12 protein-coding genes are annotated in these 20,604 nt (G+C 72.5%); 5 read left to right on the top strand and 7 right to left on the bottom strand.

Going from position 1 to position 20,604, the window contains the following annotated elements:
• The 3 genes from OJ997_RS23435 to OJ997_RS23425 all read right to left on the bottom strand — a co-directional run bounded on the left by OJ997_RS23435 (window position 1) and on the right by OJ997_RS23425 (window position 10,495).
• Window positions 1–3,081 carry an Ig-like domain-containing protein gene (locus OJ997_RS23435; RefSeq protein WP_270027683.1) on the bottom strand — a complete coding sequence of 1,027 codons (3,081 nt, stop codon included), beginning with the start codon at window positions 3,079–3,081 and terminating at the stop codon, window positions 1–3.
• Window positions 3,078–9,854, bottom strand: coding sequence for a PKD domain-containing protein (locus OJ997_RS37790; protein ID WP_270027682.1), 6,777 nt, complete (start codon window positions 9,852–9,854; stop codon window positions 3,078–3,080). Before OJ997_RS37790 ends, OJ997_RS23435 begins: the two co-directional genes overlap by 4 nt.
• A 110-nt stretch (window positions 9,855–9,964) precedes the next feature.
• Window positions 9,965–10,495 carry a cupin domain-containing protein gene (locus tag OJ997_RS23425; RefSeq protein ID WP_270027681.1) on the bottom strand — a complete coding sequence of 177 codons (531 nt, stop codon included), beginning with the start codon at window positions 10,493–10,495 and terminating at the stop codon, window positions 9,965–9,967.
• Window positions 10,496–10,589: 94 nt separating this feature from the next.
• Here OJ997_RS23425 and OJ997_RS37785 point away from each other — a divergent pair, with 94 nt between their 5' ends.
• Genes OJ997_RS37785 through OJ997_RS23400 form a run of 5 tightly spaced genes read left to right on the top strand, consistent with a single transcriptional unit; the run spans window position 10,590 to window position 17,551 of the window.
• A complete protein-coding gene (locus tag OJ997_RS37785; protein ID WP_270027680.1) occupies window positions 10,590–11,933 on the top strand; it encodes a ribonucleotide reductase barrel domain-containing protein in 1,344 nt (447 codons plus the stop codon).
• Window positions 11,930–13,027, top strand: a complete 1,098-nt coding sequence (locus OJ997_RS23415) for a hypothetical protein (protein ID WP_270027679.1) — start codon at window positions 11,930–11,932, stop codon at window positions 13,025–13,027. The genes OJ997_RS37785 and OJ997_RS23415 overlap by 4 nt, the downstream gene beginning before the upstream one ends.
• Complete coding sequence (locus OJ997_RS23410; protein ID WP_270027678.1) at window positions 13,024–13,695, top strand: class I SAM-dependent methyltransferase; 672 nt, start codon at window positions 13,024–13,026, stop codon at window positions 13,693–13,695. Before OJ997_RS23415 ends, OJ997_RS23410 begins: the two co-directional genes overlap by 4 nt.
• Window positions 13,692–14,219: a dephospho-CoA kinase gene (locus OJ997_RS23405; protein ID WP_270027677.1), complete on the top strand. Its 528-nt coding sequence runs from the start codon at window positions 13,692–13,694 to the stop codon at window positions 14,217–14,219. The genes OJ997_RS23410 and OJ997_RS23405 overlap by 4 nt, the downstream gene beginning before the upstream one ends.
• Window positions 14,220–14,266: 47 nt before the next feature.
• Window positions 14,267–17,551 (top strand): serine/threonine-protein kinase, encoded by a 3,285-nt coding sequence (locus OJ997_RS23400; RefSeq protein ID WP_270027676.1) that lies wholly within the window; start codon window positions 14,267–14,269, stop codon window positions 17,549–17,551.
• On the opposite strand, the gene OJ997_RS23395 is transcribed toward OJ997_RS23400, so the two are convergent.
• Genes OJ997_RS23395 through OJ997_RS23380 form a run of 4 tightly spaced genes read right to left on the bottom strand, consistent with a single transcriptional unit; the run spans window position 17,493 to window position 20,492 of the window.
• Complete coding sequence (locus tag OJ997_RS23395; RefSeq protein ID WP_270027675.1) at window positions 17,493–18,227, bottom strand: N5-glutamine methyltransferase family protein; 735 nt, start codon at window positions 18,225–18,227, stop codon at window positions 17,493–17,495. The genes OJ997_RS23400 and OJ997_RS23395 overlap by 59 nt on opposite strands.
• A 30-nt stretch (window positions 18,228–18,257) precedes the next feature.
• The gene (locus OJ997_RS23390) at window positions 18,258–19,457 is read right to left on the bottom strand and encodes a hypothetical protein (RefSeq protein ID WP_270027674.1); all 1,200 of its coding nucleotides are present in this window, start codon (window positions 19,455–19,457) and stop codon (window positions 18,258–18,260) included.
• A 56-nt stretch (window positions 19,458–19,513) separates the two neighbouring features.
• Window positions 19,514–19,999, bottom strand: a complete 486-nt coding sequence (locus OJ997_RS23385) for a J domain-containing protein (protein ID WP_270027673.1) — start codon at window positions 19,997–19,999, stop codon at window positions 19,514–19,516.
• 40 nt (window positions 20,000–20,039) lie between these two features.
• Entirely contained in the window at window positions 20,040–20,492 is a 453-nt protein-coding gene (locus OJ997_RS23380) for a VOC family protein (protein ID WP_270027672.1), read from the bottom strand.
• Window positions 20,493–20,604: the final 112 nt, after the last annotated feature.

The following is a 20,604-nucleotide window of genomic DNA, read 5'->3' as shown; positions in this document are numbered from 1 at the left end:
TTAGTCCCTCTTGTTGGTCGTGTTGGCGGTCGCGGCCGGGCCGGCGCCGTTGTCGGCACGCAGCCCCACCACCCGGACGTCGACCAGCTCGGCGCGGTCGGCTCCGGGGATGCGCACGACGCGCTCATCCGCGTCACGCAGGAAGAACAGGCGGCGGCCGTCACGCAGCTCGACGGTCACCCCGTAGCGGGCGGCGCGCTTGGCGGCGCCCCACTTGATGGTCAGCGGCGTCGCGCGGCTGGCGCGCGCGCCGGCCCCCGACACCTGCAGCTTCGCCGGCTTGCCCGGCTTCGTGCGCGGCGGCGCCTTGAAGGTCGCCACGGTCACGCGCTTGCGCGGCAGGCCGTCCTGCTCGACGAGCGCGACGACCTTGCGGCGGCCACCGGGCCCGTCGGCCGGGGCGAAGCGCAGCTGCCCGCGCCCGCCCGTGCTCACGGCGCCGATCGTGCGCGAGACGCCGCGGCCCTCCTCGAGGAAGGTCACCTTCTGGCCGGTCGCGCGCTTGATCCGGTAGCGCAGCGCCTTGCCCGCGACCTTCGCGGTGACGGCCGGCGCCGGGCGCATGCCCGCGGTCTTGACCTCGGCGATCGCGGTCTCGCCGAGCGGCTTGACCGTCCAGCGGCCACCGCGCGGCGCGGCCAGCACGACGTAGGTGGTCTTCTCGCCGCGGTTGGCGAACGCGATCCCGGCCTTGGTCTTGACGACCTCGTTCGTGTCGCGCGCAGTGCGCACGACCGTCCCGCCGGGCCCGCGCAGCTCGAGCTCCGGCGCCGCGCCGATGCCGCGGACGGCAACCAGCACGCCGCGCGCGCCCTTTGGCAACTCGACGGACTTCGCGCCCGGCGCGGCGGCGCTGGCCTGCGGACGCTGCGCGCGCCAGCGGGCCACGTCGCAGGTGCCGGCCATGAACTTCAGGTCGCCGCCCCACTCGTAGCCGGCGCCCACGCCACCGAGCTTCTTGCCGTCGAGCTCGAGGTTGCCGCACAGCGCGATGCCCTTGCTGGACACGACGCCGGTGACGCCCGGGCACAGGCCCTTGGGGATGTTGACCGGGAGCGCGTCGGCGACGGTGAACTTGCCGGCGAAGCAGCCCTCGGCGTCGATGTCGGCGTTGAAGGCGCTGCCCTGGATCCAGCCCTTGATGCCGGCGTCGATGGTGACGGAGGCGTCGAGCGTGCCGATCGGCACCGAGCCCTTCAGGCCGAGCGCGAACTTCAGGCGCGCGCCGAAGTCGATCGCGCCGTTGGACGCGTACTGGACGAAGACGTCGCTGAAGGTGTAGTCGCGGTCGAGCTTGAGCACCGCGGTCGGCGCCTCCGCCCGCAGCGTCCACGGATCGCCGCCGGTGAACAGCAGGCCGGCGTTCGGGATCGTCAGCCGCGGGTTGCCCGCGTCGTCGGGCATCGCCGTCAGGGCGATCCGCCCCTCGGCCTTGAACGGATCCCCCGCGCAGACGGAGATCGAGATCTTCTGCACGCGGATGCCGCCGCCGATCGACTTGCCCGGCGACGGCCAGTTCAGCGTGCCCTTGGCGTAGCTGAACGCGCCGTCGGCGAAGCCCATGCCGACCGACTCGACCGTGAGCTTGTCCTTGGTCGGCAGCACGATCTTCTCCGCGCCGCCGTCCCAGCGCAGGCCGGGCGACTCCGCGTTGCAGGTCGCGGTGGCGTCGCCGTTGCGCTCGCCGTTGAAGCTCAGGTGCAGCTTGTGGACCTCGACCTTGCCCATGAAGGCGAGCGGCGCGTCGACCTGGATGCCCTGGATGTGGACGCCGCGTGTGTTGTCGGAGGCGACCTGGATCGCGCCCGTCAGGCCCTTGCCCTCGGCGTCCGTGAACACCTTCGGCAGCTCGATGTTCGCGCTCAGCAGCGCCTTGCCGCCCTTGAGCAGCTCGAGCTTCGCGGAGCCCTTGAGGTCGAAGCCCTGGACGTTGGCGCCGTCGTCGCCCTGCAGATCCAGCGCGCCCTCGGTGTCCTCCCCGTCCTGGGTCGGCGCGTCCGTGCGCGAGTGCGTGGCGAGGTCGAACTTGGCCAGCGTGACCTTGTCGCCCTCGGGCACCGTGTACTCGAGCTGGCCCTGGTAGAGGACGATGCCGGCGATCCGCAGCTGGATCTTGCCGAGCGAGACCTTGCGCTTGGCCGGGTCGAACACGAGCGGGCGGCCGGCGAGCGCGTTGATCGTGATGCCGTTGAGCTTCACGGCGCCCTCGGCCTGGTAGTAGCCGTCGGCGTTCTTGGCGAAGCAGTCGCCGACCGCCTCGAGCACACCGATCGTGAGCTTGTCGACGCAGTCCTTGACCTCGACCTCGACGAGCGCCGGCGACGCGTCGAGGTTGCCGGCGGCGTCCGTCGCGCGGGCCTGCAGCGTGTGCTTGCCGGCCGCGAGCTCGGGCGTCGTCCACGCCGCCTCGCACGTGGCCCAGGCGCCGTCGTCGACCTTGCACTCGAACGTCGAGCGCGCGCGGCTGGAGGCGAGCGCGTACTTGGGCGTGCGCTCCTTGGTCTGGCCCGTGATGCCCTCGAGCGTCGTCTCGGGCGGGCTCGCCTCGACGCGCACGAGCTTGGACGCGACGCTGCGGTTGCCGGCGTCGTCGACGGCGATCACCGTGATCGAGTGATGGCCGTTCTTGAGGTCGGACGTCGTGAACGGCGTCGCGCACTCGTCGCCGTCCTCGCCGTCGATCGCGCACACCGTGCTCGCGCCGGGTTCGGCGGTGAAGCTCACCGTCGCCCGCGTGTCCGTCGCCACCAGCTCGCTGGAGTCCAGCTCGAGAGTCGGCGCGACGGTGTCGACGGTGAACGAGCGGATCGCGTTGGCCGCGCGGTCCTTCGTGCGGACCACGAAGATGTGGCCGCCGTCGGTCAGCGTGGGCACCACGTACTGCTCCGTGCAGTCGAGCCACGGGCCGGTGTCGAGCCGGCACTCGGTCGCGTCGGCGGACGTGAAGGCGAACGCGGGGGTCGCGTCATTGGTCAGGCCCTCGGGGCCGTCGGTGATCGTCACGCCCGCGGCAGACGCCGCGGAGGTGAGGCCGAGCAGCAGGGCGATGCTCGTGAGTACGAGCACTGCGAGACGGGTCATCGACGGGCCTCCTGTGCCCTGAGGGTCAGCGTGAGCCGCTTGGACGGGGCCAAGCGGGTGTTGATCCGCACGGACAGCTCCTTGCCGCGCTTCGTGGTCTTGGAGACCGGGATGAGCACCGCTCCGCGGCGCTTGACGTTGAACTTCACGGCCTTGCCCGTCGCGAGCTTGACCGTGCCCTTGCAGGCGGAGCGGCAGGCCAGCCGGAGCTTGACCTTGCCGCCCTTGACGCTGACCTCGCGGCCGGCGTCCAGCAGGCGCGCCGTGCGCGGGTCGGGCGTGAGCACCACGTCGCTGCCGCGGACGGGACGCCCGTTGCCGGTGTCGATCGTGGTGAACACGGCCATCCGCGCCACGCGCTCGACGGTGTTGCGCACCGTCATGGTCAGCGGCAGGCGGACGGAGACGGTCTCCCCCGGCTGGGCGCTGAACTCGGCGCGCGCGAGCGTCACCGCGTTGCTCGGCACGCCCGGACGGGCCTGCGCCGCGCTCGCGGGCTGCGTGGCCAGGCCGACCGCGCCGTTGCAGGCCGGTCCGGTCTGCGGGCAGGACACGTTCACGCCGGCGCTGCCGTCGGCGCCGAGCGCGACCGTCGACCCGCTGCCGCCGCTCGCACTCGCCCCCGCGCCGGTGCGCGCCGCGCCCAGCACCTTGCGGGTGACGCCGTCGATGACGGTGACCGGCGGGGTCGTGTCGATCGCGAACTGCAGCGTCGCCGGGCTCGCGTCCTCGTTGCCGGCGGCGTCGATCGCCTTCACGGCGAACGTCCACTCACCGTCCGCGAGCGCGCTCGGCCGGTAGGTCGGCGCCTCGCAGGCGAACCAGGCGCCGGAGCGGCCCGGTCCCTCCAGCCGGCACTCGAAGCGCGCGCCCGCCTCGCTCGAGCCGAAGAAGAAACCCGGGCGGTTGTCGTTGATCGTGCCCTTCGGGCCGCTGGAGATCGAGGTCGACGGCGGCGCGGTGTCGACGACGAACGTCCGCTTGGCGGGCGTCTCGTCGGCGCCGATCGCGTCGACCGCGCGGGCCTCGAGCACGTACGGGCCGTCGGCCAGCGGGCCGGGCGTGTGCGGGTTGCCCTCGCACGGCGCCCAGGCCGCGTCGCCGAAGCGGCACTCGTAGGTCACGAGCTCCTTGGAGGCCTCGAGCTTGAACGCGGGGTCGCGGCTCGTGGTCATGCCGGTCGGGCCGCTGGTGATGGCCGTGTTCGGCTTGGCGCCGTCGTTCTGGCGCGCGGTCACCGACGCCTTGGCCGGAACCAGGTCGGCGAGGCTCGTCGACGCGAGGTCGGCGAAGTCGCCACCGCGCGGCGTGACCTGGGTGACCGCGACGCGCTGGCCGGAGCGGTGCGTGACGCCGAAGCGCAGCTCGCCCGTGCCGTGGCCGGCGACCTTGAGATCCTTCCAGCTCGCCGTGTCGCCGTTGACGGTCGGATCGGCCGTGGTCATCCCGGTCGTCGTGCCGGGGGTCGGATCCCACGCCGCCTCGTGCTCGACCAGCAGCGTGTCCACCGGCCGCTCACCCGCGTTCGGGTTGCGCAGCGTGACCGTGAACGCGTTCTCGTCCAGCGGCTGGACCTCGCCCTTGTCGGCCTTGAGCGCGAGCGTGAGCGGGATCGAGCCGTCGGGACCGAACGCGGCCAGCGAGCCGACGCGCGCCTGGCCCTTGCCCGGGACCTCGACGCCCCAGCCGATCGCCGTGCCCGGGTCGGGCTGGCTGCCACAGGCACACGTGTCCGCGAGCGGCTGGCCGGCGGCGATGCGGCCGAAGACCGCGGTCGCCGACGCCGAGTCGCGGCGGGCGTTCGGGCTCAGCGGCAACCATGCGGCGAGCGTGCGCCCGTCGTGGGCGCCGTCGCAGCCGGCCATCGAGGTGCCCGCGTCGTGCAGGGAGCGGCGGCCCGTCTCCTCGCCGATCGCGCAGCGCGCGGCGACGTAGACCGTCGCGGCCTGTGCCGCGTCCCCCGCGTTGAGCAGCTCCACGTCCGTGCGGTAGAAGGCCTTGCCGGCCTGGTAGCGGTCGGTCTGCTTGACCCGCACGCCGCTGTCGCCGAGCGCGACCGTCGTCACGAGCGTGGCGACGTCGCCGTCCTCCGTGCGCTCCTGGCTGACGGGCGTGTAGGTCTCGACGCCGTCGATCAGCTCCGGCGGGCCGTACGTCTTGCCGCCGACCGCCACGAACGTGCCGCACGCGCCGCCGCCCTGGGCGAGCAGCGGGATGCCGCGGCGGATGCTGCAGCGCAGGTGCTTGTCGATGCCGATGAAGTCGATCGGCTCCGCGCCCGTGGTCAGGACGCCCTTGATCGCGACGACCTCGAACGTGTGCACGACCTCGTTGCCGGCGTCGTCCTCGATCGTGAGCTTGACGGGGTAGTTGTCCTCGTCGGGGTAGGTGTGCTCGACGACCTCGCCGCTACCGGTCTGGCCGTCGCCGAAGCTCCAGTCGTAGTAGTCGACGGTGCCGTCGGAGTCCGTGGAGTCCGACCCGTCGAACTCGAGCTTGAGCGAGCCGGTCACGCGGGCGTCGGCGACCACCACGGGCGGCGCGTCGTACCACGTGAAGACGTCGGTGCTGTTGCGGGCGTTGCCGTCCCGGAAGCCGGGAAGGATGTTCTCGGCCTCGGTCATGACCGCGATGCGCTTGGCGTCCGCGCTCGCCGCGAACAGCTCGAGGTCGTCGTCGGCCGCCGTGATGACGTCGGTGAACTTGTTGCGCTTGATGTCCAGCCGGCGCAGGTCGTCCGTGCGGCGCTCGCAGTCGCACTGACGCGTCGGGATGAACGCGACGACGAAGCGCGCGTCGTCGGAGAGCCCGCGGATCTGGATGGGGAAGCGGACGCCGTGGTTGGGCTTGAGGTCGTACGTCGCCAGCGCGGCCGGCCCGGCCGGCGTCGCGCCGTCGAACCGGCGCGTGAACAGGTCCGGCTCCGGGCTGGTGTGCGGCAGGTCGTTCTGGTCGACGAAGTCCTCGATGACGGTGCCCGAGTAGGACGTCCACAGCACGGTCTTGCCGTCGCGGCTGAGCCGTGCGTTCTCCAGGTCGCCGCCCGTGCCGGTCTTGGCCGCGTTCGCCCCGTTGGTGACGAGCGCGGCCGGCCCGGTGGTCGTGACGTCGCGCAGGAACAGCTGGTCCTGGCGGAGCTCGGACTCGTGGCCGGCGTAGCCGTCGATGACGTCGCCCGCGCGCCCGCCGAACAGCACGATGCGACCGTCGCCGCTCAGCTGCGGCTCGCCCGAGGTGTCCCGGCCCGCCGGCTTGGACGGGTCGTCCCAGCGGTGGTCGACGAGCTTGGTCGTGCCCGTGTCGAGATCCCGCCAGTAGACGTGCGTGACGTTGCTGTCCAGCGGCTCACCCGGCAGCAGGTTGCGCGCCGAGGAGCGGAAGAGCACCCGGCGACCGTTGTCGCTGACCGCCGCGACGTAGCTCGAACCCGAGCCCGGGAACTGGCCGGTGTGCTCGACCGAGACGAGCGTCACCGCGCCGGTCGCCATCGAGTAGGCGAAGACGTCGCTGGCGCCGTTGGTGTCGTTCGGGACCAGCGCCGGCGCGTCCGCGGAGAACACGACGGTGCTGCCGTCGCGGCTGAAGCGGTACCCGTGCGGCTCGGCGTCGCCGCCCGACAGCCCGGTCTCGCGGTGGCTGACGAGCTTGGTCGTCTTCGTCTGCATGTCGCGGACGTAGAGCTGCTCGCCGGCCGGGAAGTCCTGGCCCGCGACGAGGTCCGTGGCCTCGGAGGCGAACAGGACGTACCGGCCGTCGGCGCTGACGGCGTTGGCGGTCGGCTCGGTCTGCGCCTCCCGGTTGGCGCCGCGCGGGCGGCCGTCGTCGCTCGCGTGCGGCAGGCCCGCGCTCACGACCTCGACCGCGCCGGTGACGAGGTCACGGCGGAAGACGTCGTCCTCGTGCTCGTTGGCGTCGATGAAGGACTCGACGAGGTTGGTCGCGCTCGAGGTGAACACGAGGTAGCGGCCGTCCGCGCTGTAGACGGGGTAGTGGCTGCTGCCGTTGCCGCTGGTGAGGTTGTCGCCGGCCTTGCTCCAGGCGCGGGAGGCCAACGCGGCCTTCTTGTTCGGCGCGGCCACGCGGTAGTCGACCGTGTCGCGCTTCTCGTTGCCGGCGTTGTCGGTCGCGACGACCTCGAACGTGAACGAGCCCGTCGTGGAGGTGTCGATCGGCTGGCCGCTCGGGACGGTGCCCTCGCAGCGCTTGAGCCCGGACGGACCCTCGTCGGCGCACTCGTAGTCGGCGAGCACGACGTCGCCCTCGCGGTACAGGCGGTCGTCCTCGGGCGTCGTGATCGTCACCGTCGGCGCGATCGGGTCCGACTCGGCCGCCGCGCGGGCGAGCCACGCGTAGGCGTCGGAGCCGTCGGCGCCGTTGCCGTCCTGGAAGCTCGCGAGCAGGTTCGTCGACGCGCTCGTGTAGGCGATCCACTCGCCGTCGCGGCTCATCGACTCCGACGCGATCGGCTTGTCGTTGGCGTCGTCGCCGAGCGCGCTGATCGGCTCGGCGTCCCAGTTGGAGGTGGCGACCCGGTAGAGGCTCGGCAGCTCGTCGTGGTGGCGCAGCGGCGCGGTCAGGTCCGTCGCGTCGGACTGCAGGAGGACGTACGCGCCGGTCGCGGAGACGTCGACCAGCGTGGACACCCCGTTGGCGCCGCTCGCCGGGTCAGAGCCCCGCGTGACCAGCACGGCCGGCTGCGTCGGGGCGCCGTTGTCGAGCGTCCGCGACCACACCTGGTCGGCGGCGGTGAAGGCGACGCGCGAGCCGTCCGCCGCGAGCTTCGCCACGGTGGGGGTCGAGCTCGAGCCCGTGATCAGGAACGCCTTGGGCACGACGAGGCGCCGGACGTAGACGTCGGGGGCGGCTCCGTTGCCGTCCACGAAGTCGTCGACGACGTCGCTCGCGGCCGACCGGAACAGCACGATCTCGCCGTCGGCGTCGATGCCCTGCAGCTCGCCCGCGTCGCCGCTCGTGTCGGTCGCGCTGCCGAGCGCGCCGTCGACCAGCGTGGTCGTCTTGGCGTCGAGGTCGGCGACGAAGATGCTCGCGTCGCCCTCGTTGTGGTCGACGAAGCCGGGCACGAGATCCGTGCCGGTCGACTCGAACGCGACACGGCGGCCGTCGTCGCTCAGGAACGCGCGCCCGGGTCGACCGGTGCTGGCGCCGCCGCCGACCTTGGCGGTGACGAGCGTCGTCTGGCCGAGGAGGTCGTCCCACACGAACAGGTCGGTGTCCATGTCGCCGAACGGCTCGGCCTGGTCGGCGAGGAGGTCGTTGCCCGTGGAGGAGAACAGGACGTAGCGGCCGGTGTCGCTGATCGCCAGAGGGCGGCTGTCGCCACTCGGGCCGGTCGTGGCGTGGCGCAGGAAGCGCGAGACGAGCGTGGTCTTGTTGTTGAGCGTGTCGCGGCGGTAGACGGCGGTCGCGCCGCCCTCGAAGCCGGCGAGCACGTTGCGCGCCGTCGAGCGGAAGACGACGAACTGGCCGTCGGCGGAGGCGAACGGCAGGTCCGAGTCACCCTCGGGCACGCCGCCGTCCTCGTCGGCGCTGACCAGCTCGGTCTCGCCCGTGGTCAGGTCGCGGTGGAAGACGTCCAGCTTGCCGTTGTCATCGTTGACGCCCGCGGCGAGGTTCGTGCCCGCGGAGGAGAAGTCGGCGTAGCGGCCGCCCGGGGCGACCTGGAGGTCGGCGGTCGACGCGTCGGCGCTCTCGCGGTCGGAGCCGGGGATGGCGGAGACCAGGCGCGTGCTGCCCTTGGCCGTGCGCAGACCCCAGTCGACGGAACCGACCTCGGTGGTGCCGCCGCAGCCGATCGAGCGCGGGGAGGCGGCGCCCTCGGTGTTGACGACCATCACGTCGCCGGCGCAGCCCTGCGGGTCACCCATGCGCGTGGCGCTGAAGACGACATGCTTGCCGTCGGGCGAGAAGGACGGGCGGCCCTTGACGAAGCGGCCCTGCTCGACCTGGTTGGACCAGAGGATGTCGGGCGCGCCGCCGCCGAGCGGGCGGACCGCGAGCTCGGCGTAGCCGAAGCCGCCGCCGGGCGCGAGCGGGGTGTTCACGTACGCGACGGTCGCGCTGTCGGGCGAGAACGCGGGGAACCCCTGGTGCGCGCCGCCGGTCGTGAGCTGGGTGACCTGCTCGTTCTCGAGGTTCTTGACGTAGACGCGGCGGTCGTTCTGCGCGTCCTCGGCGGAGAAGGCGAGCAGGCGGCCGTCAGGTGAGAAGGTCGGCTCGCGCGGGTCCTCGAAGGCCGCGGGGATCGAGACCTTGGTCAGCGTGCCGCCCGTGGCCGGGACGGTGAAGAGCCCGGAGGCGCCGTCGAAGCCCTCGAGGACGATCGTCTTGCCGTCGGCCGACCAGGCCGGGTTGGCGAGCCCACGCACGGGGGCGGCCGGCCCGGCGGCGTTGGCGACGACCAGCGGCTGGCCCTGGTGGCCGTCGGCGTCGATGACGCCGATCCGGCTCGTCTCGAGCTGGCAGCCGTCGCAGGTGAAGGCGCCGGCGAACGCGAGCTTGCGGCCGTCGGGCGAGGTGACGGGCGCGCGGAGCTTGAGCGTCGACCACGGGGCGCCCTCGCCGCCCGTGTGCCGGTCGAAGGCGGTCTTGCCGCGGGTGCCATCGCTCTCGACCGTGTTGATGGCGATGTCGCTCGTGGCGTAGGCGATCCGGCCATTGAGCCCGGGCGGCGCCGCTTGGGCGGCGGAAGTGGTGGCAGCGAGCGCAGCGGCCAGGCCAACGGCCGCGCGTGCGATCAGTCGTCCGTGAATCACGGTGGGGACCTTGCTGAGCCCCCATTGACCGAACCTTGACGCGCCCTTTAGAAAGGTTGCCGTGGCCTTGCCGCGGCGTCATCCTTAAGGTTGAGGTCGAGCTTTAGGCATTACTTCTTTGGGTTGATCCGGAGCTGGTCGCCGACGGTCACGGTGCCGTCGTCGTCGAGCACGACGACGACACCGTCGATCTCCACGGGCGACGGCGCGGTCACGATCGCGTCCGCGGGCTTGAGGCCGACCCCGTCCGCCGGTGGCTCGAACTGGTCGAACGCCACCTTGACCTTGTCGCGCAGCCCGCGCATGTAGTCGCCGAACCCGGTGCCCGGCATGTGCAGGTTCACGTACCAGACGTCCGCGGCCGAGCCGTTGCGGAAGCCGTGCGCGACCATCGGCGGCACCGCCACCACCGTCCCGGCGCCCACGACCCGCTCGCCGCCCTCGACCTTCAGCGTCAGGTCGCCCTCGAGCACCACGAACACGTCCGCGTGCGCGCGGTGGATGTGCAGATCGGCCCCGTCGCGCCCCGGTCCGAAGCGCGAGAGCGTCGCGTGCACCGCGTCGAGCTCGGCCAGCAGCTCGACCGTCCGCTCCGGCGAGTCCCCGATGATCTCGCCCTCCCCTGGCGTCACTTCATGCATCCGTCACACGCTACCGGCACGGGGATGTCGATCATCAATGCGGATCTGCCGACTGGTTTCGCGTGCTGCCGCACGAACCCGTACCGTATGGGTTGTGAGAGTCCACAGTCCTGCGTCGCTCGAGCGCTTCACGGTCGGCACGGAGACGTTCGAGGCGATGAGCGCACGGGTCGCGTGCGCGCTCGGAGGCAGCGAACGCCCTGAGCTGCAAGACGCGCTGCTCAGCGGTCGCGTCGTCCCCGCGGGCCAGCTGTGGCGAGGCGCGGGCATCGACGACGCGGTGCTCTACAACTGCTTCGTCACCGATCGACGAGCCGCGGAGGATCACGTCGACCTCGCGCGCAGGATCACGCGCTGGACGGCGTACGGCGCCGGTGTCGGCGTGGCGCTGGACGACGCCACGGAGCAGGAGGGGCAGTTGACGGCGGCCGTCGACGCGCTGGGCGCGTCACAGCAGACGCTCTGGGAAGCCGGCGTGAGCCGCACGGCCACGATGGTCTGCGTCGGCTCGGACGTAGCGGAGGCGGGCACGATCGCCCGACGCCTCACGCGGCCGGAGCTGCGGCACCTCAACATGGCCGTGCGTGTGAGCGACGCCTTCGTCCGGCAGTCGGTGGAGCACCCGCGCGGCGATGCGGCGGACGCGCTCCTGCGCCTGGCGGAGGCGATGTGGAGCACGGGCAATCCCGGGCTGACGTTCGAAGACCGGATCCGCGTCGATCACCCGTTCGACGAGGAGCTCCGGGCCTGCAACCCGTGCGGGGAGCAACACCTCGCGCCGGACGAGGGCTGCAACCTCGCATCGATCAACCTCGCCACGCACGTCGTGGACGGTCGTCTTGATCTCGCCGGCGTCGAAGAGGCGACCGAGCTGGCCGTCAGGATGCTCGATCGCGCCGTGGACCAGAGCGCGTTCCCGAGCGCACGCGCGCAGGAGCGCGCGCACGAGCGGAGGCGGATCGGGATCGGCATCCTGGGCCTGGCGACGGCGATGAACGCCGTCGGCGTGTCCTATTCCTCGAGCGCCGCGGCACACCTCGCGGACGAGATCGGGCGTGTCCTGCGGCGCGCCGCCGAACGGGCGTCCGCGGCCCTGGCACGGACGCACGGAGCGTTCCCGGGCTGGTCGCCGGAGCTCGGGGTTCCGTTCCGCCGGCACGCGTACCTGCTCTCGATCCCGCCGACCGGCGGGGTCAGCCGTCTCTGGGGCGTCTCCCCCGGCGTGGAGGCGATCGACCCCCTGGTGCCGTGGGAGCGCCAGGTCGCGATCGTGGCGGCGTTGCAGCGCCATGTGGACGGCGGGATCTCCAAGACCGTCTTGCTGCCGCAGAGATCCACGGTCGGTGACGTGGTCGCGGTCCTCCACGCCGCCTGGTCTCAGGGCCTGAAGGGGATCAGCGTGTTCCGGCTCGGCTCGCGACCCTCCCCCACCTCATGAGCGCACCTCTCCAGCTCGACCACATCGAGATCGACGACGTCGATCGCGACCTCATCGCGCGCCTCAGCCTGCGGACCAAGACGGTCTTCCTCGCCGCGCTCGACAAGGGGCTCAGCGGGTCCAGCGTGTGGCGTGCGCGCTGGGAGGTCGGCGGCGTCGACACCAAGGACCACGTCTTCAAGATCGGCGCGCTGTACAAGATCCAGCGCGAGCTGGACGCGTACGTGCAGGTCGCGTCGGCGATCGACGCGGGATCTCCGCAGATGGCGATCGCCAGGGACGTCGTCAACAAGCGCGGGATCCTCGTGCAGGAGCTGATGTCGTCAGGTCCCGGAAGTGGCAGCCTGCGTGCGCGCATCGCCGCCACGACCGTCCCGGACGAGGCCACGAAGCTCATCGATGACCTCTACCGCAAGCGGCTGCAGGGGTGGCATTTCCCGACGAAGAAGCGGTTCGCGACGGCGAACCTGCCCATGCGCGAGGCGCTCGACTGGTGGACGGACCGGATCGACCTGCCGAAGACCATGGACGAGATCGGCACCAGCGGGCTCGCGACGAGCCTCGAGCGCTTCGTTGCGATCACCCCGGACGAGGTCATCTCGCTGGTCGAGGACATCTTGGACCGGGAAGAGCGGATCACGCTCGGCCCGGTCCACGGCGACCTGCACTCGCAGAACATCCTCGTCGGCACCGGTCGGATCGACCTGATCGACTTCGGCTGGACCAACGAGAGCAAGTGGCGTGCCGTTGACTTCCTGATGCTCGAGTGCTCGCTGAAGTTCCTCGTCACCCCCGCGAACGCGCGCCTCGTCGATCTCCTCAGGATGGAGACCGCTCTCGAGCCGGCGCTCGTCGGTGACGCCGTCGACACCGCGTCGCTGCAGGCCTTGATCCACGGACGCGAGCTCGCCGTCGTGGCCGCCGCCGTCGGCGCGATCCGTCGCGCCGCGCTGGACGCCGGAGCGGTTACCGACGCGTCCCAGTACCGACGGGGGCTGGTCGCGTTGACGGCCGGCCTGGCGTCGCTGCCTGACAAGATCAACCGGGTGTTCCTCCTGCACAGCCTCGCGACCCACGTCAAGAAGGCCGCATGAGCCGGCAGCACGGAAACCGCGCGGCCACGCGCTCGGAGATCGTCGATCGGACGGGCGGCTCAGGCCGTTACGACGCGCTGTACGAAGCCGGCGCCGGTGCGCTGCTCTGGCCGGCCACGCCCGGTCGGATGGTCCGGCTGGCCGCCGAGCTCGCCCCACCCGGCACCGCGCTGGACATCGGCTGCGGCGACGGCAAGAACCTGCTGTACCTTGAGCAGCACGGCTGGACCGTCGACGGGATGGACGTGAGCCGCACCGCGCTCGAGCTCACCCACGCGCGGCTGCGCGACGCCGCGCACGAGCACCGGGGTGGGCTCACGTGCGCCGACGTGACGAGCTGGAAGCCCGAAGCCACCTACGACCTCGTGGTCTGCTACGGCCTCATCCACTGTCTGGACGACGGTGAGGTCGCACTGCTGTCGCGGCGGATCCAACAGACGTTGCGCCCAGGCGGCCTGCTCGCGTTCGCCGCGTTCAACGACGATCTGCCGGTCCCCCCCGGTCACGCGACGGGTCCGCTCGTACTCCGCAGCCGCCGGTCGTTGCTCTCGCTCTACCCGGGCTGGCACCGTCACGCGGTGATCCACGGGTTCATCTCCGAGGACCATCTTCCGCTCGTCGGCCCGCACCGCCACTCCCTCACATGGATGCTTCTGGAAAAGCCGTGAGCCGGCCCCAGGTCGTCGTGCTCACGGGCCAGTCCGGTGTCGGCAAGAGCCACGTGGCCACCTCGCTCGCGCACCACGGCTACAGCGTGCTCGATGTGGCTGAGGCGCTGCGCGACTCCCTCCCCCGCGACGAGCAGCGCAGTCGAGCGTTCCTCGGGGAGGAGTTCATCGCTCGTGAGGGCCGAGCCGCGATCTTCTCCGCGATCCGCGACGCGGTTGAACCGGGCGTGGACACGGTGATGGATGCCGTGCGCCTGGCGGAGACGTGCGAGGCGATCAAGGGGTGGCAGCCCGCCTCGGAGGTGTGGCTCGTCGAAGCCGAGCGGGAGCTTCGGATGGAGCGCCTGCGCAGCCGGCTGCGGGTCACGGGCGAGCTCGCCCCCCGAGCGCTCGAGGCCTATCAACGCTTCGATGACGAGCTGCCTCGTCTGCGGCAGCTCGCCGACGTCGTCCTCGTCAACGATGCGTCCCTTGAGCACCTCGAGGACCAAGTCGTTCGCGTGCTCGCCGCGCGCGAGCACTAGCAAGGGGTTCTTGTGCCCGCCCCGCGGGGGTGATAGAGGTCAAGCCCATGGCGGAACTGTCCGCCGGCGCCATCTTCGCCGGCCATGAGATCCGGGGCGTCGCGGGCCGCGGCGGCATGGGCGTCGTGTACCGCGCGCTCGACCTGCGCCTCAAGCGCGAGGTCGCGCTGAAGGTGATCGCGCCCGAGCAGTCGGCCGAGCCCGAGTTCCGCCTGCGCTTCCGCCGCGAGTGCGAGGTCGCCGCCTCGCTGCACCACCCGAACCTGATCCCCGTCTACACGGCCGGCGAGGAGGACGGGCACCTGTACGTGACGATGCGCTACGTCGACGGCGTCGACCTCTCGCACCTGATCGACCGCCACGGCCGGCTCGAACCCGCGCACGCCGCGCGGATCATCGCCCAGGTCGCCCGCGCGCTCGACGCCGCGCACGCGTTCGGCGTCGTCCACCGCGACGTCAAGCCCGCCAACGTCCTGCTGGACGGCGACCACGCGCTGCTCACCGACTTCGGCCTGCAGCGCGACCTGAACGCCACCACCCGCGTGACCGAGCCGGGCACGCTGATCGGCTCCTTCGACTACACCGCGCCCGAGCAGCTCGAGGACGGCGACGTCGACGCGCGCACCGACGTCTACGCGCTCGGCTGCGTGCTCTACGAGGCGCTCACGGGCGAGGTCCCGTTCCCGCGCGAGACGCCCGCCGCGAAGATGTACGCGCACCTGGACGCTCCCGTCCCGGACCTCGACGGCCCGCTCGCCGGGGTCGTCCGCCGGGCGCTCGCCAAGCAGCCCGAGGAGCGTTTCGCGAGCGCCAGCGCGCTCGGGCAGGCCGCTCTGGCCGTGCTCGGGGCCGCCCCGGCCACGCCCCCACCGCCGCCGAAGCCCACGCCGCTCCCGCCCGCCCTGCTGAACGAGACCGGCGAGCAGCCGTTCGTCGGCCGTGCCCACCACCGCGAGCGGATCGAGCATCACCTCGCCGCCGCGCTCGCGGGCGAGCGCCGCTTCATCGTCATCGAGGGCGAGCCCGGGATCGGCAAGACGCGGCTCGCGACCGAGATCGCCCGCGACGCGCACGCCGCCGGCACGGCCGTCCTCTACGGCCGCAGCGACCCGGACTCCCTCATCCCCTACCAGCCGTTCGCGATGGCGGTCCCGGGCGTGGACGAGCGGGAGCGCTTCGCGTTCTTCGACGCCGTCACGCGCCGGCTCGCGCAGCGCCCCACGCTGCTGATCCTCGACGACCTGCACTGGGCCGACCCCGCGACGGTCCAGCTGCTCGCCCATGTCCTCGGCGACCCCGAGCCGCTGCGCCTGCTCGTCCTGGCCACGACCCGGACGCGCTCCGAGCGCTTCCCGAGCCCGTCCGAGCGGTTGGCGCTCACCGGGCTCGAGCAGCATGAGCTGTCCGCCCTCGTCGTCGCGCTCGGCGAGCCCGCCCCGAGCCTCGACTCGCTCCGCAGCCTGCACGAGCGCACCGCCGGCAACCCGCTGTTCGTCGCCGAGACCCTGCGCGCCGACGGCCTGCCGGACACGATCCGCGATGTCATCTCCCGCCGGCTCGCCGACGTGGACGAACGCACGCGGCTCGCGCTCACGATCGCCGCCGTGATGGGCCGCGACTTCCGCCTGGACGTGCTCGAGACGCTCGCCGACGGCGCGCTCGACGCCGTCGAGGAGGCGTGCGCGAAGGGCCTCCTGCGCGAGGCCGAAGAGCTGGACCACTTCCTGTTCGCGCACGCGCTCGTGCGCGAGACGCTCTACGAGAGCATCAGCAACGCCCGCCGCGTGCGCCTGCACCGCAGCATCGGCGAGGCGCTCGAGCAGGCCGGGGTCGCGTCGCCCGGTGAGCTCGCGCGCCACTTCCACGCCGCCCGCCACCTCGATCCGGCCAAGGCCTTCGCCTACTCGGTCGAGGCCGCGCACCACGCCGACTTCGAGGAGGCCGTGGCGCACTACCGGCACGCTTTGGAGCTCGAGCCGCGGCTGGACCTGCTGCTCGGCCTCGGCCGGGCGGAGCTGCGCACGGGCGAGCCGACCGCCCGCGCGACGTTCGCCCGCGCCGCCGTCCTGGCCCGTGAAGCCCGCGACGCGATCGGGTTGGCGTACGCCGCGCTCGGCTTCAACGCGCGCCAGGCCGCGTCGGGCGTCCTGGACCGGGAGGGCATCGCGCTGCTGGAGGAGGCCGACGCGGCGCTCGAGGACAGCCCGCTGCGGGCGCGCATCAAGGCCCGACTCGCGGACGCGCTGCACTTCGCGCACCAGGCGGAGCGGACGATCGCGCTCAGCGCCGACGCGCTGACGCTGGCCGGCGAGGACCCCGAGGCCCGCGCCGCCGCGCTCGTCGCCCGCCACACCGCGCTCCTGCACGTCGAGCACCTGGAGGAGCGGCTGGACCTCGCGCGCGAGATCATCGCCGTCGGCCATCCCGAGCTCACCGCGCTCGGCCGCTGGTGGTACGTCTACGACCTGCTCGAAGCGGGCGAGCTGGAGGCCGCGCGCGAACAGCACGCTGCCTTGGTGCAGCTCGCCGATGAGCTGCGCCAGCCGCTGTTCCGGCACTTCGCGGCCGCCTGGGACGTGGTCTGGGCGCAGATCGCCGACCGGCCCGCGGACGTCGAGCGGCTCGCCGAGCACGCGTTCGCGCTGGGCACCCGCGCCGCCGCGCCGGACGCCGCGATGATCCGAGCCACGCAGCTGATGGCGCTTCGGATCCAGCAGGGCCGGCTGCGCGAGTACCTGGACGCGGTCGCGCCGCTCGCGCGCGAGTTCCCGCACCTGGCCGGGTGGCGCGGCGCGCTCGCGCTCGGGCTGCTGATCGCGGGCGAGCGCGAGGAGGGCACGGCGGTCTACGCGGCGCTCGCCGACGACGACGTCCCGCGCGACATGCAGTGGCTGTCGACGATTTGCTTCCTCACGTGGTGCTGCGTGCTGTTGCGGGATGGTGCGCGCGCGAGCGGCTTCTACGACGCGCTGCTGCCCTACCGCGACCGCACCGTGCAGGACGTGCTCGCCGCGAACTGGGGCTCGGTCGAGCGCTTCCTCGGTGCGTTGTCGGCCGTCCGCGGCGAGTTCACGCGCGCGTTCGAGCACTTCGAGCTGGCGTTGGCGCGCAACGCCGGCAACGCGCAGGCGCTCCGGCTGACCCGCATGGACTACGCGCAGGCGCTGCTCGCGGCCGGCGAGCGCTCGCGCGCCGTGCCGCTGCTGGAGCGGGTGCTCGAGGACGCGCACGCCGCGGGCCTGACGGCGCTCGCCGACGCGGTCGCGCTCCAGCTCAGCGACGCGTCGCTTCGATCCCCCGCGGGTCCCCCTCCTCGTCGCGCAGCACGCTGACGTCGGTGAACCCGTCCAGATCGAGCTGCTCGGCCTGGCTCCCGCCCAGCTCCAGCAGCAGCGCACCGCCGGACCTCAGCCGCGTGCGCGCGCCTTCGACCGCCCGACGCGCGATGTCCAGCCCGTCCGTGCCGCCGTCGTAGGCGAGTGTCGTCTCGAATGCGAACGTGTCGCGCTGGAGCAGCGGCAGGTCTGCCGTGGGGACGTACGGCACGACGCCCGTGATCACGTCGACGGGCGTGTCGGGCACGCCTTCGTAGAGGTCGGCGACGCGCGCGTCCACTCCGTTGCGGCGTGCGCAGGCAACGCATTGCTCGTCGAGGTCGGTGCCGACCATACGGGCTCCGCGTTCGGCGATCAGCACCGCCGCGATCGCGCCCGACCCGGTGCACAGGTCGATCCCGCTGCCGTTGCCGGGCATGCGCTGGACGGCCCGCTGGGCGAGCGACTCCGTGTGCCAGCGCGGCACGTACACGCCGGGGTCGATCCGGATCGCGTGCCCGCAGAACTCGACGGTGCCCGTGATCCACGCGAGCGGCTCCCCGGTCAGGCGCCGCGCGACGAGCGCTTCGAGGTTCCCGTCGCGCTCGGCCGCCCGCAGCTCCGCGGCCTCCTCGTCGGGCGCGACGAAGCCGTTGGTCATCAGCAACTCCACGAGCGGGTCGGCACCGGGCATCCCTCCGACGGTACCGACGACGTGCTCGCGCTACGGGCGGATCGTGGTCCTCGTCTTCGCCTGATCCTTCGAGCCCAGCTTCTGCGCGGTCACCGACGCCCGGAGCGGACGCTTGCCGACGAGCCGGCGCAGCGCGCGCAGCTTCGCGCCCGTCGCCTTCAGGGTGACCGTGCGCTCCTGCCCGGCCTTGAGCTTGATGACCTTGCCGATCTTCACGGTCTCGCCGGCGCGGCGGAACTCCGCGGTGACGCGGGTCCGCCCGTCGCGGATGCCCAGCACCCGGACCTTCACCCCGGTGTCGACCCGCGGGGACGTGGCGGTCTCGAGCTTGAGCGGCGTGGCGGCCGGCGCGGCGACGCGGACCGTGTTGTCGGCCTCGGCCAGGTCGGCGCCGTCGCCGGCGACGGTCACCGTGGTCGCGACCGCGTCCGGCGAGTCCCGCGTGAGCGTCACGGTGCGGGTCTCCCCCGGGGCGAGCGGCCGGTCGAGCGCGCACTGACGCCACTGCGCGGGCCACGGGCTCGCGGGTGTCTTCGGGCACGCGTCGCTCCGCGCGCCGGCGAGGTCGGTCACGAGCCGCGGCACCGTGGCGGCGAGTGGTCCGGCGTTGGTGATCCGCAGCGCGACGCGCAGGTTCCCGGCGTCGTCACGGCTCGGCGTCGCGCTGACCTTGAGGTCCGTGTGGTCCTCGGTGGTGTCACCGACGAGATCCTCGTCGAGGTCGGGCTCGTAGATCTCGGTGATCGCCAGCCGGGCGCCGCGCAGCGTCTCCGTCGGCGCGCCTTCGCCCGTGGAGGTCGTGAAGACGTTCACGCGCTGGATCTCGCACGGGTCCATCCACTGCCCGAGCGAGGGATCGCAGACGCTCTGGCCGACGACGGCGTGCCCGCCCGTGACCTGGTCGAAGCCGAGCTGGCTGCCGCGGGTGTCCCACCGGATGTGCGGCGCCGGGAAGCGGTAGGTCCCCGGCTCGGCCGGGAGCTGGACCGGGTCGCCGACCGCGTTGACGCCCTGGAAGGCCGCGCGAATGCGGATCGTGCCCGCCTGGCCTCCAGCCGCCACTTGGACCTCGGCGCCGACCAGCACGGCCGGAGGGCGACCCTCCAGCGTCGACGCACCGCGCCACTGGTTGAGCAGCGTCGCCGGCCCGGCCGGCGTGTTGTCCGCCGAGGCGGAAGCGGGAAACAGCGCGGCGCCGGCAACGGCGGCGGCAACGACGAACCTCCTCATAACCGCCAGCGTAGCTCCCTGATCAGGGATCGTGACGCGGTGGAGCGACGGGTCGGTCAGCGGCGCTCGAGGCGATCGACGACGTCGTCGATCAACTCGCTCACGCGCTGCGCGGCGGGATGCTTGCGCCCCTCCGCGAGCCGGTCGGCGAGCTCGTCCCGGATGTCCCCGAGGATCTTCCCGAAGCTGTCCTCGGTCGTGACCGGCGCCGGCTCCTCCGCGGCGCCTGCCGCCGCTTCACGCGCGGCCTGGCGGGCGCGCTCGCGGGCCACCTGCGCCTCCCGCAGCTCACGCTCGAGCTTGGCCATCCGCTCCTTGACGGAGTCCGCGGCCTCGCTGAACGTGTGCGACTGCGCCCGCCGCGGGTTCGCGCGGACCGCCTCGTAGGCCTCCTGGACCTCCGCGAACCGCCGCGCGGACTCCTCCGACCCACCGTTGCGGTCGGGATGGTGGAGCTTCACCAGCCGCCGGTAGGCGTCATGGAGCTCCTCGGCCGACGCGCCCGGCGAGACCTCCAGCACGCGGTACGGATCACGAGGCATCGCTTGAACCTAGCCGAACCGCGCGCCCGAGGAAGCCGGGTCAGGCCGGGGCGTGGGCGGCCGCCTCGGGGCCCTGCGCCGCGGCGGCCGGGTCCATCCACATGACCTGCCAGCCGTGGCCGTCGAGATCGAAGAAGCTGCGCGAGTACATGAAGCCGTAGTCCTCGGCGCCGTCCGCCTCGCGGGCGCCCGCCTCGAGCGCGGCAGCGCTGACGGAGTCGACCTCCTCGCGGGAGGACACGCTGAAGCAGAAGAGCGACAGCGCGTGCGTGGCGGGATCGGCCAGCGGCAGCTTCGAGAACTCCGCGAACTTCTCGCGGCTCAGCAGCATGACGAACGCCTGCTCGCCGACCAGCATGCAGGTGGAGGACTCGTCCGTGAACGCCGGGTTGAACGTGAACCCGAGCGTGGCGAAGAACGCCTTGCTGCGCTCGAGATCCGCCACCGGAAGGTTGACGAACAGCATGCGGCCGGGGTGCGTGGGAGTGGTCATGGTGGCGAAGACCGGCGCGGCCCGCGGAACTCATCGGTGGACCGAGGACTCGCCCGAAAGACCAGTTCGAGATTGTCAGACAGTCAGCTCATCCCTTAGAGTGGCGACAGCG

It is taken from the genome of Solirubrobacter phytolaccae (assembly GCF_027587195.1).
GTDB lineage: Bacteria > Actinomycetota > Thermoleophilia > Solirubrobacterales > Solirubrobacteraceae > Solirubrobacter > Solirubrobacter phytolaccae.
This window is presented reverse-complemented; position numbering and strand designations above follow the sequence as displayed.

Excerpts from the sequence above, each read along its gene's own strand:
- OJ997_RS23435 (WP_270027683.1), bottom strand. The coding sequence starts at position 3,081 with ATGACCCGTCTCGCAGTGCTCGTACTCACGAGCATCGCCCTGCTGCTC.
- OJ997_RS23425 (WP_270027681.1), bottom strand. The coding sequence starts at position 10,495 with ATGCATGAAGTGACGCCAGGGGAGGGCGAGATCATCGGGGACTCGCCG.
- OJ997_RS23415 (WP_270027679.1), top strand. The coding sequence starts at position 11,930 with ATGAGCGCACCTCTCCAGCTCGACCACATCGAGATCGACGACGTCGAT.
- OJ997_RS23410 (WP_270027678.1), top strand. The coding sequence starts at position 13,024 with ATGAGCCGGCAGCACGGAAACCGCGCGGCCACGCGCTCGGAGATCGTC.
- OJ997_RS23400 (WP_270027676.1), top strand. The coding sequence starts at position 14,267 with ATGGCGGAACTGTCCGCCGGCGCCATCTTCGCCGGCCATGAGATCCGG.
- OJ997_RS23395 (WP_270027675.1), bottom strand. The coding sequence starts at position 18,227 with ATGCCCGGTGCCGACCCGCTCGTGGAGTTGCTGATGACCAACGGCTTC.
- OJ997_RS23390 (WP_270027674.1), bottom strand. The coding sequence starts at position 19,457 with ATGAGGAGGTTCGTCGTTGCCGCCGCCGTTGCCGGCGCCGCGCTGTTT.
- OJ997_RS23385 (WP_270027673.1), bottom strand. The coding sequence starts at position 19,999 with ATGCCTCGTGATCCGTACCGCGTGCTGGAGGTCTCGCCGGGCGCGTCG.
- OJ997_RS23380 (WP_270027672.1), bottom strand. The coding sequence starts at position 20,492 with ATGACCACTCCCACGCACCCCGGCCGCATGCTGTTCGTCAACCTTCCG.